This is a genomic window from Pseudomonas japonica (genome assembly GCF_900188455.1).
Classification (GTDB): domain Bacteria; phylum Pseudomonadota; class Gammaproteobacteria; order Pseudomonadales; family Pseudomonadaceae; genus Aquipseudomonas; species Aquipseudomonas japonica.
In genome coordinates this window covers 1-14,885 of record NZ_FZOL01000019.1, presented here as the reverse complement: position 1 = coordinate 14,885, position 14,885 = coordinate 1, and the positions used below count along the sequence as shown (strand labels likewise).

At 62.5% G+C, this 14,885-nt stretch carries 11 protein-coding genes; all 11 read left to right on the top strand.

Annotated features, from left to right (window positions below; translation table 11 throughout):
- Positions 1-12 precede the first annotated feature (12 nt).
- The 11 genes from rseP to tilS all read left to right on the top strand — a co-directional run bounded on the left by rseP (position 13) and on the right by tilS (position 14,565).
- Positions 13-1,365 carry a sigma E protease regulator RseP gene (gene rseP / locus CHB99_RS20885; protein ID WP_042121921.1) on the top strand — a complete coding sequence of 451 codons (1,353 nt, stop codon included), beginning with the start codon at positions 13-15 and terminating at the stop codon, positions 1,363-1,365.
- A gap of 75 nt (positions 1,366-1,440) precedes the next feature.
- Positions 1,441-3,795, top strand: a complete 2,355-nt coding sequence (bamA, locus tag CHB99_RS20880) for an outer membrane protein assembly factor BamA (protein WP_042121920.1) — start codon at positions 1,441-1,443, stop codon at positions 3,793-3,795.
- A 45-nt stretch (positions 3,796-3,840) separates the two neighbouring features.
- Positions 3,841-4,344 carry an OmpH/Skp family outer membrane protein gene (locus CHB99_RS20875; protein WP_042121919.1) on the top strand — a complete coding sequence of 168 codons (504 nt, stop codon included), beginning with the start codon at positions 3,841-3,843 and terminating at the stop codon, positions 4,342-4,344.
- Position 4,345: 1 nt separating this feature from the next.
- A complete protein-coding gene (gene lpxD / locus CHB99_RS20870) occupies positions 4,346-5,413 on the top strand; it encodes a UDP-3-O-(3-hydroxymyristoyl)glucosamine N-acyltransferase (RefSeq protein ID WP_042121917.1) in 1,068 nt (355 codons plus the stop codon).
- Between the two features lie 99 nt (positions 5,414-5,512).
- On the top strand, positions 5,513-5,953 hold the full coding sequence (gene fabZ, locus CHB99_RS20865) for a 3-hydroxyacyl-ACP dehydratase FabZ (protein ID WP_042121916.1): 441 nt from the start codon (positions 5,513-5,515) through the stop codon (positions 5,951-5,953).
- Positions 5,950-6,726, top strand: a complete 777-nt coding sequence (gene lpxA, locus CHB99_RS20860) for an acyl-ACP--UDP-N-acetylglucosamine O-acyltransferase (protein WP_042121915.1) — start codon at positions 5,950-5,952, stop codon at positions 6,724-6,726. The genes fabZ and lpxA overlap by 4 nt, the downstream gene beginning before the upstream one ends.
- A 1-nt stretch (position 6,727) precedes the next feature.
- Positions 6,728-7,855, top strand: coding sequence for a lipid-A-disaccharide synthase (lpxB, locus tag CHB99_RS20855; RefSeq protein WP_042121914.1), 1,128 nt, complete (start codon positions 6,728-6,730; stop codon positions 7,853-7,855).
- Entirely contained in the window at positions 7,856-8,479 is a 624-nt protein-coding gene (gene rnhB, locus CHB99_RS20850; RefSeq protein ID WP_042121913.1) for a ribonuclease HII, read from the top strand.
- A 105-nt stretch (positions 8,480-8,584) separates the two neighbouring features.
- On the top strand, positions 8,585-12,109 hold the full coding sequence (gene dnaE / locus CHB99_RS20845) for a DNA polymerase III subunit alpha (RefSeq protein WP_042121911.1): 3,525 nt from the start codon (positions 8,585-8,587) through the stop codon (positions 12,107-12,109).
- Positions 12,110-12,207: 98 nt separating this feature from the next.
- Complete coding sequence (locus tag CHB99_RS20840; RefSeq protein ID WP_042121910.1) at positions 12,208-13,155, top strand: acetyl-CoA carboxylase carboxyltransferase subunit alpha; 948 nt, start codon at positions 12,208-12,210, stop codon at positions 13,153-13,155.
- A 111-nt stretch (positions 13,156-13,266) separates the two neighbouring features.
- A complete protein-coding gene (gene tilS, locus CHB99_RS20835) occupies positions 13,267-14,565 on the top strand; it encodes a tRNA lysidine(34) synthetase TilS (RefSeq protein ID WP_042121909.1) in 1,299 nt (432 codons plus the stop codon).
- The last annotated feature ends 320 nt before the right edge of the window (positions 14,566-14,885 follow it).

Sequence of the window (14,885 nt, the reverse complement as noted above, 5' to 3'; positions counted from 1 at the left end):
TCGGAGAAAGACATGAGCGCGCTCTACATGATTATCGGCACCCTGGTCGCCCTGGGTGTTCTGGTTACCTTTCACGAATTCGGGCACTTCTGGGTGGCCCGGCGTTGCGGCGTCAAGGTGTTGCGTTTTTCCGTGGGCTTCGGCATGCCACTGTTTCGCTGGCATGACCGCCAGGGCACGGAATTCGTCATCGCCGCCATTCCCCTGGGTGGCTACGTCAAGATGCTCGATGAGCGCGAGGCCGATGTCCCGCCGGCGTTGGCTGAGCAATCGTTCAATCGCAAGACGGTTCGTCAGCGCATAGCCATCACCGCGGCCGGGCCGATTGCCAACTTTCTTCTCGCCATCCTGTTCTTCTGGATTCTCGCCATGCTGGGCAGCCAGCAGGTACGGCCGGTCATCGGCAATGTCGAGCCGGGCAGCCTGGCTGCCGTCGCCGGGCTGAGCGCGGGGCAGGAAATCGTTTCCATTGATGGCGAGGCGACCAACGGCTGGTCCGCGGTCAACCTGCAACTGGTGCGGCGCCTGGGTGAAAGCGGTGCGCTGCAGGTAGGCGTTCGAGAAGAAGGCACCGCTGCCGAGAGTATTCGCACCGTGGCCCTCGACAGCTGGCTCAAGGGCGCCGACGAGCCGGACCCGATCAGTTCCCTGGGTATTCGCCCGTGGCGCCCGGCGCTGGCGCCGGTGCTGGCCGAGCTGGATCCAAAAGGACCGGCGCAGGCCGCTGGCCTGAAGACCGGCGATCGCCTGATCAGCCTCGATGGCCAGGCGCTGACCGACTGGCAGCAGGTCGTGGACAGCGTGCGCAGTCGTGCCGGCAGTCGCGTGGTGCTGGTCGTCGAACGCGACGGTGCGCGCATCGACCTGCCGGTCACCCTCGCCAGCCGTGGCGAAGGCAAGGCCGCCGCCGGCTACCTCGGTGCCGGCGTGGCGCAGCCGGAATGGCCGGCGCAGATGCTCCGCGAAGTCAGCTACGGACCGCTCGAAGCGGTGGGCGAGGGCCTTTCCCGCACCTGGAACATGAGCGTCCTGACCCTCGATTCGCTGAAGAAAATGCTCTTCGGCGAGCTCTCGGTAAAAAACTTGAGCGGACCGATAACCATTGCTAAAGTGGCGGGCGCTTCAGCCCAGTCCGGCCTCGGGGATTTCCTGAATTTCCTTGCCTATCTGAGCATTAGCCTTGGGGTTCTTAACTTGCTGCCCATCCCCGTTCTGGATGGGGGGCATTTGCTGTTTTATCTGATCGAGTGGGTGCGTGGCCGTCCGCTATCCGATCAGGTGCAAGGTTGGGGGATCCAGATCGGTATCAGTTTGGTAGTCGGGGTGATGTTGCTCGCCCTGATCAACGATTTGGGTCGACTGTAACGCTTCGTTCAATTGCGAACCTGCCGCGTCCTTGCGGAAGGTCGTTTATTGCCAGTTGGAATAAGAAAGGACTTCATGAAACGTCTGCTGCTAACTGCGGCTCTCGCCGCACTGATGATCGCTGAAGTTCACGCCGAGTCCTTCACCATCTCCGATATTCGAGTCAACGGTCTGCAGCGGGTTTCCGCGGGCAGCGTTTTCGGCGCCTTGCCATTGAACGTCGGCGACCAGGCCGACGACGGTCGTCTGGTGGAGTCGACCCGTTCCCTGTTCAAGACCGGGTTCTTCCAGGACATCCAGCTGAGCCGCGACGGCAATGTCCTGATCATCAATGTCGTCGAGCGTCCGTCGGTCTCCAGCATCGAGATCGAAGGCAACAAGGCGATCAGCACCGAAGACCTGATGAAGGGCCTGAAGCAATCCGGCCTCGCCGAAGGCGAAATCTTCCAGCGCGCGACCCTTGAGGGCGTGCGTAACGAACTGCAACGCCAGTACGTCGCCCAGGGCCGCTATTCGGCCGAGGTGGACGCCGAAGTGGTACCTCAGCCGCGCAACCGCGTCGGCCTGAAGATCAAGATCAACGAAGGCACGGTCGCCGCGATCCAGCACATCAACGTCGTGGGCAACACCGTGTTCTCCGACGAAGACCTGTCCAGCCTGTTCGAACTGAAGACCACCAACTGGCTGTCCTTCTTCAAGAACGACGACAAGTACGCCCGCGAAAAACTCTCCGGTGACCTCGAGCGCCTGCGTTCCTACTACCTGGACCGCGGCTACATCAACATGGACATCGCGTCCACCCAGGTGTCGATCACCCCGGACAAGAAACACGTCTACATCACCGTCAACATCAACGAAGGCGAGAAGTACACCGTTCGCGACGTGAAACTGTCCGGTGACCTCAAAGTGCCGGAAGAGCAGGTCAAGGCACTGCTGCTGGCCCAGCCAGGCCAGGTCTTCTCGCGCAAGGTGATGACCACCACTTCCGAGCTGATAACCCGTCGCCTGGGTAACGAAGGCTATACCTTCGCCAACGTCAACGGCGTGCCACAGCCGCACGACGAAGACCATACCGTCGACATCACTTTTGTCGTCGATCCGGGCAAGCGCGCCTACGTCAACCGTATCAACTTCCGTGGCAACACCAAGTCCGAGGACGAAGTGCTGCGCCGCGAGATGCGTCAGATGGAAGGTGGCTGGGCCTCGACCTACCTGATCGATCAGTCCAAGACCCGTCTGGAGCGTCTGGGTTTCTTCAAGGAAGCCAACGTCGAGACCCCGGCCGTTCCGGGCACCGACGACCAGGTCGACGTCAACTACACCGTGGAAGAGCAGGCTTCCGGCTCGATCACCGCCAGCGTCGGCTTCGCCCAGAGCGCCGGTCTGATCCTCGGTGGCTCGATCAGCCAGAACAACTTCCTCGGTACCGGTAACAAGGTCTCCATCGGTCTGACCCGTTCCGAATACCAGAGCCGATACAACTTCGGCTTCGTTGACCCCTACTGGACCGCCGACGGCGTCAGCCTGGGTTACAACGCGTTCTACCGCACCACCGACTACGACGACCTCGACGTCGATGTTGCCAGCTATGCGGTGGACAGCCTGGGTGCCGGGGTCAACGTCGGCTACCCGATCAGCGAGACTTCCCGCCTGACCTTCGGCCTGAGCGTGCAGCAGGACAAGATCAAGACCGGTCGCTACACCGTCGACGAGATCTTCGACTTCCTCGAGAAGGAAGGCGACGACAGCTTCCTGAACTTCAAGGCATCGGCCGGCTGGTCCGAGTCGACCCTGAACAAGGGCGTGCTGGCAACCCGCGGTCACTCGCAAAGCCTGACCCTGGAAGCGACTACCCCGGGCAGCGACCTGTCGTTCTTCAAGCTCGACTACCGTGGCCAGATGTTCAAGCCGATCACCAACGACTACACCCTGCGTCTGCACACCGAGCTGGGCTTTGGTGACGGTTACGGCTCCACCTCGGGCCTGCCGTTCTATGAAAACTACTATGCTGGTGGTTTCAACTCGGTTCGCGGCTTCAAGGACAGCAGCCTTGGCCCGCGCAGCACGCCAAGTCAGGCCAACGCCCAGCGCGGCACCGCGACCGACCCGGATCAGGATCCGCTGCCGTTCGGTGGTAACGTCCTCGTGCAGGGTGGTGTGGAGTTGCTGTTCCCGCTGCCGTTCGTCAAAGACCAGCGTTCCCTGCGCACCTCGGTATTCTGGGATGTGGGTAATGTCTACGACACCAATTGCGGCTCCAAGCCCGATTGCGAGAAATTCGGTCTTTCCGGCCTGGCCAGTTCCGTCGGCCTGGGCGTGACCTGGATTACCGCGTTGGGTCCGTTGAGCTTCAGTCTGGCGATGCCGGTGAAGAAACCGGACGACGCCGACACCCAGGTGTTCCAATTCTCTCTGGGTCAGACCTTCTAAGGGTCTGGTCCACGTAAACGACAACGGATTCTGTAGGAGTGCATCGTGCGTAAGTTGACTCAACTGGCGGTACTGGCCGCGGCCCTGGTCGCGACCCCGGCGTTTGCCGAAATGAAAATTGCCGTTCTGAACTATCAGATGGCGCTGCTGGAATCCGACGCGGCCAAGGCTTACGCGGTCGATGCCGAGAAGAAGTTCGGTCCGCAACTGACCAAACTGAAAAACCTGGAAAGCAGCGCCAAGGGCATCCAGGATCGCCTGGTCAAGGGCGGTGACAAGATGCCGCAAGGCGAGCGCGAGCGCCTGGAGCTTGAATTCAAGCAGAAAGCCCGCGACTTCCAGTTCCAGTCCAAGGAACTGAACGAAGCCAAGGCCGTGGCGGACCGTGACATGCTCAAGCAACTGAAGCCGAAGCTGGATGGCGCCGTCGAGGAAGTCATCAAGAAAGGCGGTTTCGACCTGGTTCTCGAGCGTGGCGCGGTCATCGATGTCAAACCTCAGTACGACATCACCCGCCAGGTCATCGAGCGCATGAACCAGTCCCGTTGATATGACGGCGACCATGAAACTCGGCCAGTTGGCTGAGTTCCTCGGGGCCACGCTGCAAGGCCCCGAAGAGCTCGAAATCACTGGTCTCGCGACCCTGCAGGAAGCTGGCTCCGGCCAGTTGAGCTTCCTGGCCAATACCCAGTACCGCAAATATCTGGCCGATACCCGCGCCAGTGCGGTACTGCTGCGCACCAGCGATGCCGAGGGCTTTACCGGCAATGCGCTGATCGTGCCTGATCCTTACCTGGCGTATGCCCGCATCTCCCACCTGTTCGACCCCAAACCAAAGGCTGTGGCGGGAATTCATCCCAGCGCCGTGGTGGCGGTGGACGCCCAGGTGGATGCCAGCGCCAGTGTCGGCGCGTTCGCGGTCATCGAGAGCGGTGCGGTGATCGGTGCCAATGTCACGGTCGGCGCGCATTGCTTCATCGGCGCGCGGAGCGTGATCGGCGAGGGTGGCTGGCTGGCTCCCCGGGTAACCCTGTACCACGACGTGCGCATCGGCAAGCGTGTGGTGATACAGTCCGGCGCCGTGCTGGGTGGCGAAGGTTTCGGTTTTGCCAACGACAAGGGTGTCTGGCAGAAGATTGCCCAGATCGGCGGTGTCAGCATTGGCGACGATGTCGAGATCGGTGTGAATACCGCCATCGACCGTGGCGCACTGGCCGACACCCGCATCGGCGATGGCGTCAAGCTCGACAACCAGATCCAGATCGCCCACAACGTGCAGGTGGGCGACCACACGGCGATGGCGGCCTGTGTCGGCATCTCGGGAAGCACCAGAATCGGCAAGCATTGCACCATCGCCGGCGGTGTCGGCATGGTCGGTCACATCGATGTCTGCGATAACGTTTTCGTTTCCGGCATGACCATGGTCACCCGCTCCATCACCGAGCCTGGCGGTTATTCTTCCGGCACGGCAATGCAGACCTTGGGCGACTGGCGCAAGAGCGCGGCGAGGATTCGCCAGCTGGATGAACTGGCCAAGCGTCTTCAACAACTGGAAAAGCGTGTCGAAACCGTGACCTCAGGCGGCCAGCCATCATCTGATGCTGATACCCTTTCCTGATCAGGGCGCGGCGTGATTGCCGGTTGGCGTTCTTGATTTGCAAAAGGTGCATGGCGCCAGGCGCATGCTCCCTATCTTTACTACAGGCTTCCCCCAGAAATGATGGACATCAACGAGATTCGCGAATACCTGCCTCACCGTTACCCGTTCCTGCTCGTGGACCGCGTGGTGGAACTGGACGTCGAGGCTCAGCGCATTCGTGCCTACAAGAATGTCAGCATCAACGAGCCGTTCTTCAATGGTCACTTCCCGGCGCATCCGATCATGCCCGGCGTGCTGATCATCGAGGCCATGGCCCAGGCAGCCGGCATCCTCGGTTTCAAGATGCTCGATGCCAAGCCGACGGATGGCACGCTGTATTACTTCGTCGGCTCCGACAAGCTGCGCTTCCGCCAGCCGGTGCTGCCGGGCGACCAACTGATCCTGGAAGCCAAGTTCATCAGTTGCAAACGCCAGATCTGGAAGTTCGACTGCCAGGCAACGGTCGATGGCAAGCCTGTCTGCTCCGCCGAGATCATCTGCGCGGAACGTAAACTATGAGTTTGATTGACCCTCGGGCAATCATCGATCCCTCGGCCAGGCTGGCCAAGGGTGTCGAGGTCGGTCCTTGGTCGATCGTCGGCCCGAACGTCGAGATCGGGGAGGGGACCGTCATCGGTCCGCATGTGGTGCTCAAGGGGCCGACCCGCATCGGCCGGAACAACCGCATCTATCAGTTTTCCTCGGTCGGCGAAGACACGCCGGACCTCAAGTACAAGGGCGAGCCCACTCGCCTGGTGATCGGTGACAACAACGTCATCCGCGAAGGTGTGACCATCCACCGCGGGACCATCCAGGACCGCTCGGAAACCACCATCGGCGATCACAACCTGATCATGGCCTACGCCCATATCGGTCACGACAGCGTCATCGGCAACCACTGCATCCTGGTCAATAACACCGCGTTGGCGGGGCATGTGCACGTCGATGACTGGGCGATCCTCTCCGGCTTCACCCTGGTGCACCAGTTCTGCCATATCGGCGCCCACAGCTTTTCCGGCATGGGTACCGCCATCGGCAAGGACGTCCCGGCGTTCGTCACCGTCTTCGGCAACCCCGCCGAAGCGCGCAGCATGAACTTCGAGGGCATGCGCCGTCGCGGTTTCAGCGAGGATGCCATCCATGCGCTGCGACGCGCCTACAAGATCGTCTACCGCCAGGGTCTGACCGTCGAGCAGGCAATCGTCGAGCTGGAAGAGTCGGCCAAGCAGTTCCCTGAAGTCGAGCTGTTCCGTCGCTCGATCCAGAATTCCGCCCGCGGCATCACGCGCTGACATGGCGGCACTCTGCGTAGCGCTGGTGGCCGGTGAGGCCAGCGGCGACATTCTCGGTTCGGGCCTGATGCGTGCGCTCAAGGCCAGGCATCCGGACATTCGTTTCATCGGTGTCGGCGGTCCTCTGATGGAGGCCGAAGGGCTGAGCAGCTACTTCCCCATGGAGCGCCTGGCGGTCATGGGCCTGGTCGAGGTGCTGGGGCGTTTGCCCGAGCTGCTCAAGCGACGCAAGCTGCTGATCCAGACCCTCATCGAAGAACAGCCGGATGTCTTCATCGGCATCGATGCGCCGGATTTCACCCTCAATATCGAGCTGAAGCTGCGTCAGGCCGGGATCAAGACCGTGCACTATGTCAGCCCGTCGGTCTGGGCCTGGCGGCAGAAGCGCGTGCTGAAGATTCGCGAAGGCTGCGACCTGATGCTCACCCTGTTCCCCTTCGAAGCGAAGTTCTACGAAGAGCAGGGCGTACCGGTGCGTTTCGTCGGTCACCCGTTGGCCGACACGATTCCCCTTGAAGCCGATCGCGACGCCGCGCGGCAGACCCTTGGCTTGCCCGACGGGCCGCTGGTGGCGCTGATGCCGGGTAGCCGTGGTGGGGAAGTCGGTCGCCTTGGTGAACTGTTTCTCGACACCGCGCAGCGCCTGCGTGAACTCATTCCCGGTGTGCGCTTCGTGTCGCCCTGTGCGAACGCCACGCGCCGCGCGCAGCTGGAGCAGATGCTGGTCGGCCGGGATTTGCCGCTGACCCTGCTCGACGGCCAGTCCCATCAGGCGCTGGCGGCTTGCGACGCTGTATTGATCGCTTCGGGTACCGCGACCCTGGAAGCCTTGCTGTTCAAGCGGCCGATGGTCGTGGCCTATCGCCTGGCCCCGCTGAGCTACTGGATTCTCAAACGTCTGGTGAAGAGCCCCTACGTTTCGCTGCCCAATCTGCTGGCCCAACGCCTGCTGGTGCCGGAGCTGCTGCAGGAGGCCGCCACCCGCGAGGCCCTGGCACAGACCCTGGCGCCGCTGGTGCGGGATGGCGCGCAGCAGACCGAAGGCTTCGATCGGATTCACCGCACCTTGCGCCGTGATGCCTCGAATCAGGCTGCCGACGCCGTGCTGGCCTTGCTGGAAGATCGATAAATGCAAATGGGACTGGACTTCAACCTGGTCGAAGAGCTGGTCGCCGGCGTCGATGAAGTCGGCCGTGGCCCGCTTTGTGGCGCCGTGGTCACCGCCGCGGTCATTCTCGATCCGGCACGACCGATCCTCGGTCTGAACGATTCGAAGAAACTGACCGAGGCGCGCCGCGAAAAGCTCTTCGACGAGATCTGCGAAAAGGCCCTGAGTTTTCATATCGCCCGCGCGGAAGTCGAGGAAATCGACGAGCTGAACATCCTGCACGCCACCATGCTGGCGATGCAGCGTGCCGTCGAGGGCTTGCACATCACCCCGAAACTGGCGCTGATCGACGGCAATCGCTGTCCGAAGCTCAAGATGCCGGCGTCGCCGGTGGTCAAGGGTGATAGCCAGGTTCCGGCGATCGCCGCGGCTTCGATCCTGGCCAAGGTCACCCGGGACCGGGAGATGTCGGCCTTCGAGCTGATCTACCCGGGTTATGGCATCGGCGGGCACAAGGGCTACCCGACCGCCGTGCATCTGGAAGCATTGGCCCGCCTGGGGCCGACGCCGATTCACCGGCGTTCTTTCGCCCCGGTTCGCGCAGCCTACGAGGCGCTGGCGGGCGGTCAACCGACCCTGGTCTGATACCAGGTTTCCACCTTCAGTCCGGATCGCCATGCGCCGGCTGTTGTTTTGATCGGGGCCCGGTACAATCCGGGCCTTGTCGTTTTGCGTTGCTATAGGATCATCATGTCGGCTTCCTTCGTTCATCTTCGCCTGCATACCGAATTCTCGCTGGTCGACGGACTGGTGCGGATCAAGCCGCTCGCCAAGGCCCTGACCGGGATGAACATGCCGGCGGTGGCGGTGACCGACCAGAGCAACATGTGTTCGCTGGTCAAGTTCTACAAGACCGCCATGGGCGCCGGGATCAAGCCGATCTGCGGCGCCGACCTGTGGCTGGCGAGCGATGATCCGGATGCCGCCCTGGCGCGCATCTGCTTCCTGGCGATGGACGCCACGGGCTACCGCAACCTCACCGAACTGATTTCCCGTGGCTGGGTCGAGGGCCAGCGCAATGGCCTGGTGATCATCCAGCGCGAATGGATCGCCGAAGCCGCCGAGGGCCTGATCGCCCTGTCCGCGGCCAAGGAAGGCGACATCGGCATGGCCCTGCTGTCAGGCAACGAAGCCGAAGCCGAGGCCCTGCTGCGCGACTGGATGGGTATGTTCCCGGATCGCTTCTATGTCGAAGTACAGCGCACCAACCGCGCTGGCGACGAGGAATACCTGCATGCCGCCGTGGCCCTGGCCGACCGCCTTGGTGCGCCGCTGGTGGCCACCAACGATGTGCGTTTCATCAAGCAGTCGGACTTCGACGCCCACGAAACCCGCGTGTGTATCGGTGAAGGCCGGGCTCTGGACGACCCACGGCGCTCGCGCAACTACAGCGACCAGCAGTATCTGAAAAGCCCGGAAGAAATGGCCGAGCTGTTCAGCGACCTGCCCGAGGCACTGGAAAACACCGTCGAGATCGCCAAGCGCTGCAACATCACGGTGCAGTTGGGCAAATACTTCCTGCCGGACTTCCCTACGCCCAACGGCATGGGTATCGACGATTACCTGCGTCACGTTTCCCATGAAGGCCTGGAAGAGCGTCTGGCGGTGCTCTGGCCGAAGGAGACCACGCCGGATTACGAAGAGAAGCGGCAGACCTATCTGGACCGGCTGAAGTTCGAGCTGGACATCATTATCCAGATGGGTTTCCCCGGTTACTTCCTCATCGTTATGGACTTCATCAAGTGGGCCAAGAACAACGACGTGCCGGTCGGCCCGGGCCGGGGCTCGGGTGCAGGCTCGCTGGTGGCCTACGTACTGAAGATCACCGACCTCGACCCGCTGGCCTATGACCTGCTGTTCGAACGTTTCCTCAACCCTGAACGGATTTCCATGCCCGACTTCGACGTCGACTTCTGCATGGACGGCCGCGACCGGGTGATCGACTACGTGGCCGAGGCCTACGGGCGCAACGCGGTGAGCCAGATCATCACCTTCGGCACCATGGCGGCGAAGGCGGTGGTGCGCGATGTGGCGCGGGTGCAGGGCAAGTCCTACGGTCTTGCGGATCGTCTGTCGAAGATGATTCCGTTCGAAGTCGGCATGACCCTGGAAAAGGCCTACGAACAGGAAGAAATGCTCCGGGATTTCCTCAAGACCGACGAGGACGCCAAGGAAATCTGGGACATGGCCCTCAAGCTGGAAGGGGTTACCCGCGGTACCGGCAAGCACGCCGGCGGCGTGGTGATCGCGCCGACCAAACTGACCGACTTCTCGCCGATCGCCTGTGACGAAGAGGGCGGTGGCCTGGTGACCCAGTTCGACAAGGATGACGTCGAGGCGGCGGGCCTGGTGAAGTTCGACTTCCTCGGCCTGCGTACCCTGACCATCATCAAATGGGCGATGGAGATCATCAACCGCGAGCAGGCCAAGCAGGACCTGCCGGACGTCAACATCGACTTCATCCCGCTCGACGACAGGCGTACCTACGAGCTGCTGCAGCGGGCCGAGACCACCGCGGTGTTCCAGCTCGAATCCCGCGGCATGAAGGAACTGATCAAGAAGCTCAAGCCTGACTGCCTGGAAGACCTCATCGCACTGGTGGCGCTGTTCCGTCCCGGCCCGCTGCAATCGGGCATGGTCGACGACTTCATCAACCGCAAGCACGGTCGCGCCGAACTGGCCTACCCGCACCCGGATTACCAGTACGACGGCCTTCAGCCGGTTCTGGCACCGACCTACGGCATCATCCTGTACCAGGAACAGGTGATGCAGATCGCCCAGGTCATGGCCGGCTATACCCTCGGCGGCGCGGACATGCTGCGCCGGGCGATGGGCAAGAAAAAGCCCGAGGAAATGGCCAAGCAGCGTGGCGGCTTCATCGAAGGTTGTGCCAACAACGGCATCGATGGCGACCTCGCGGGCAACATCTTCGACCTCGTGGAAAAGTTCGCCGGTTACGGCTTCAACAAATCCCACTCCGCGGCCTACGGCCTGGTTTCCTACCAGACCGCCTGGCTGAAGACCCACCACCCGGCGGCGTTCATGGCCGCGGTGCTGTCGGCGGATATGCACAACACCGACAAGGTGGTTATCCTGATCGAGGAAGTGCGCAGCATGAAGCTGCGCCTCGACGCGCCGGACGTGAACTTCTCCGACTTCAAGTTCACCGTCAACGACGATGGCCGTATCGTCTATGGTCTCGGCGCGATCAAGGGGGTCGGCGAAGGCCCGGTGGAAGCGATCATGGAGGCGCGGGCCGAAGGCGGTCCGTTCAAGGACCTGTTCGATTTCTGCGCGCGCGTCGACCTCAAGCGCATCAACAAGCGTACCCTCGACGCCCTGGTGCGCAGCGGCGCGCTGGATCGTCTCGGGCCGTTCTTCCATGACGAGATCAAGGCCTATCAGGCCAATGTCGACCAGAACCGCGCGGTACTGCTGTCGGCCATGGAAGAGGCGATCAAGTCCGCGGAGCAGACCGCGCGGACCCACGACAGCGGTCACTCGGACCTGTTCGGCGGGCTGTTCGACGACGCCGATGCCGACGTCTATGCCAATCACCGCAACGCGCGCGAACTGACGCTCAAGGAGCGCCTGCGTGGCGAGAAGGACACCCTTGGCCTGTACCTCACCGGTCACCCGATCGATGAATACGAAGGCGAGATCCGCCGCTTCGCCCGCCAGCGCATCGTCGATCTGAAACCGGCGCGCGACACCCAGACCGTGGCCGGCATGATCATTGCGTTGCGGGTGATGAAGAACAAGAAGGGCGACAAGATGGGCTTCGTCACCCTCGACGACCGTTCCGGGCGTATCGAGGCCTCGCTGTTCGCCGATGCCTTCATGGCCGCGCAGTCACTGCTGCAGACCGACGCCATGGTGGTGATCGAGGGTGAGGTGAGCAACGACGACTTCTCCGGCGGCCTGCGCCTGCGGGTCAAGCGGGTGATGAGCATGGAGGACGCGCGCACCAACCTGGCCGACAGCCTGCGTCTGAAGATCCATGTCGATGCCCTCAAGGGCGACCGTCTGGCCTGGCTCGGCGACCTGCTCAAGCGCCATCGCGGTGCCTGTCCGGTGAGCATGGAATACACCGGCAGCGATGCCCGCGCCCAGTTGCAGTTCGGCGAAGACTGGCGGATCGACCCGGCCGATGGCCTGATTCAGGCCCTGCGTGACCAGTTCGGCCGAGAGAACGTCTTTTTGCACTATCGATGAATTTTTAATCTCGACCTGAATGCGCCTGATCCCTTAAGGTAGGGCGCCAAACGGATCAACCGGCCGGCCGCCTGGCCGTCGACCCAAGACGGATGCCTATGAACCCGAACTTTCTGGATTTCGAACAGCCGATTGCTGACCTGCAAGCCAAGATCGAAGAGCTGCGCCTGGTGGGCAATGACAACTCGCTGAACATCGGCGATGAAATCGGCCGGCTGCAAGACAAGAGCAGCGAGCTGACCAAGAGCATCTTCGGCAACCTGACCAGCTGGCAGATCGCTCGCCTGGCGCGCCACCCGCGCCGGCCTTACACCCTGGACTACATCGAGCACATCTTCACCGAGTTCGACGAACTGCACGGCGATCGTCACTTCGCCGACGACGCCGCGATCGTCGGCGGTATCGCCCGCCTGGCGGACCGTCCGGTGATGGTCATCGGTCACCAGAAAGGCCGTGAAGTGCGCGAGAAGGTCCGCCGCAACTTCGGCATGCCGCGTCCGGAAGGCTACCGCAAGGCCTGCCGTCTGATGGAAATGGCCGAACGCTTCAAGATGCCGATCCTGACCTTCATCGACACCCCAGGCGCCTACCCGGGCATCGACGCCGAAGAGCGCAACCAGAGCGAAGCGATCGCCTGGAACCTGCGCGTCATGGCGCGCCTGAAGACGCCGATCATCGCCACCGTCATCGGCGAGGGTGGTTCCGGCGGCGCCCTGGCGATCGGTGTCTGCGACCAGTTGAACATGCTGCAGTACTCCACCTATTCGGTGATCTCGCCGGAAGGTTGCGCCTCGATCCTGTGGAAGACCGCCGAGAAGGCCGCCGATGCCGCCGAGGCCATGGGCATCACCGCCGAACGCCTGAAGGGTCTGGGTATCGTCGACAAGGTCATCTCGGAGCCGCTGGGCGGCGCCCACCGCGATCCGGCCGCCATGTCGGCATCGGTTCGGGAGGAACTGATCCAGCAACTGGACATGCTGAAGAAGTTCGACAACGACGCGCTGCTCAAGCGCCGTTACGATCGCCTGATGAGCTACGGTCTCTGACCTGACGCTATCTTGTCAGCTATTTGGGGCTGCTTTGCAGCCCTTCGCGCCGAACCGTCGCGAAGGGCCGCAAAGCGGCCCCAATTGTTTTGATCTCGAAGATTGTTGAGCATGACTGATCTCGCTTCCCGACTGCAGGATAACCTGGCCCCCTGGCGTGACGCGCCGGGCTGGTGCGTTGCGCTATCGGGCGGGCTGGATTCCTGTGTGTTGCTGCATCTGCTCGCTTCCCTGAAAGACCGTCCCGCGCTGCGCGCCGTACATATCCATCACGGTTTGCAATCCGTTGCAGATGCCTGGCCCGAGCACTGCAGGCGTCTGTGCGATTCACTGGGTGTCGACCTGCTGGTGCGACACGTCCGGGTGGAGCAGGGTGCCAGCCTGGAGCAGTCTGCGCGGACGGCTCGCTACGAGGCATTCGCCGAAGTCTTGCAGGCAGGCGAGATCCTTCTGACCGGCCAGCATCGCGACGATCAGGCAGAAACCCTGTTGCTGCGCCTGTTGCGTGGCGCGGGTGTGCGTGGGCTGGCGGCGATGCCGGATCAGCGTTCGCTGGGGCAGGGCAGGCTGGTGCGGCCGCTGCTGGATATTTCTCGCGATGAGCTGCTGGCCTATGCCCATGAGCATGGCCTGCAATGGGTCGATGACCCGTCGAACGCGCAGACGCAGTTCGACCGCAACTACGTGCGCCACCAGGTGCTGCCGGCGATGATTGCGCGCTGGCCACAGGCGAGTCGCGGGCTGGCACGCACGGCTGCGCACCTGGCGGAGGCCGGTGCCTTGCTGGAGGAACTGGCTCGGGACGATCTGGCGTCGGCCCAGGCACCGGGTGGCTTGTCCTGGCTGACGCTGCCATCACTCGACCTGCCCAGTCTGGTCCGACTGTCTCCGGCCCGCCAACGTAACGTCTTGCAATACTGGCTGGCACGCCACACCCGCTTGCCCGACACCCGCCACTGGGCCGGATGGAATGACCTGCGTGACGCCCGTGGCGACGCCTCGCCGGTCTGGCGCCTGACCGATGGCGAACTGCATCGCGCAGGCCAGCGAATCTACTGGCTGAGTGCTGACTGGCTGGCACCGGTTGGTGGTCCGGTGGCCTGGAGCGAGCCGGGGACGCCCCTCGAGTTGTTCCGCAATGGCTGTGTCAGCCTGCGGGGCGAGCTGCCGCGGGAAGCCCTGCGCATCGCCTACCGCGAGGGCGGCGAGACCCTCGAAATTCCTGGCCGCGGTCGCCGTGATCTCAAGCGCCTGCTCAACGAGGCGCAGGTGCCGGCCTTCGTTCGCGCGCGCCTGCCGCTGCTGTTCGCGGGTACGTGCCTGGTGGCGGTGGCCAATCTGCCGGAGCTCACTGATGGCGATTTGCAACTCGTGTGGAGTGTACCGACGAGTGAGCAAGGTTTGAGGTGATGGGCATCTTCGGGTAGACTACGCTCCCTTCTTGATACAGCTTCTGTGAGCTCCATTCGAGCCACGGCAGTTGCCGATTACCAAGCAGTTTTTTGCTGGGCGATTCTCAAAATGTGTAGCGAGCTCCGTACCGGGTTTTCAACCCCCGGTCTGTACAGACGCGGCAGTATTTTCGGATGCACTGTGATTGACGCAGGTGATCGGGGGCTTCGGCCTTCCTTCGCTTTCCCCGGCGGCGCAGACCGCTTTAACGCAGACTTCTAGGGTTTTTCATGACGCGCTACATATTCGTCACGGGCGGTGTTGTTTCTTCATTGGGG

What these genes read in the sequence shown, in the direction of transcription:
- lpxA (WP_042121915.1), top strand. Translation starts at nt 5,950, where the DNA reads ATGAGTTTGATTGACCCTCGGGCAATCATCGATCCCTCGGCCAGGCTG.
- tilS (WP_042121909.1), top strand. Translation starts at nt 13,267, where the DNA reads ATGACTGATCTCGCTTCCCGACTGCAGGATAACCTGGCCCCCTGGCGT.
- bamA (WP_042121920.1), top strand. Translation starts at nt 1,441, where the DNA reads ATGAAACGTCTGCTGCTAACTGCGGCTCTCGCCGCACTGATGATCGCT.
- lpxD (WP_042121917.1), top strand. Translation starts at nt 4,346, where the DNA reads ATGACGGCGACCATGAAACTCGGCCAGTTGGCTGAGTTCCTCGGGGCC.
- rnhB (WP_042121913.1), top strand. Translation starts at nt 7,856, where the DNA reads ATGCAAATGGGACTGGACTTCAACCTGGTCGAAGAGCTGGTCGCCGGC.
- fabZ (WP_042121916.1), top strand. Translation starts at nt 5,513, where the DNA reads ATGATGGACATCAACGAGATTCGCGAATACCTGCCTCACCGTTACCCG.
- rseP (WP_042121921.1), top strand. Translation starts at nt 13, where the DNA reads ATGAGCGCGCTCTACATGATTATCGGCACCCTGGTCGCCCTGGGTGTT.
- dnaE (WP_042121911.1), top strand. Translation starts at nt 8,585, where the DNA reads ATGTCGGCTTCCTTCGTTCATCTTCGCCTGCATACCGAATTCTCGCTG.
- lpxB (WP_042121914.1), top strand. Translation starts at nt 6,728, where the DNA reads ATGGCGGCACTCTGCGTAGCGCTGGTGGCCGGTGAGGCCAGCGGCGAC.
- CHB99_RS20840 (WP_042121910.1), top strand. Translation starts at nt 12,208, where the DNA reads ATGAACCCGAACTTTCTGGATTTCGAACAGCCGATTGCTGACCTGCAA.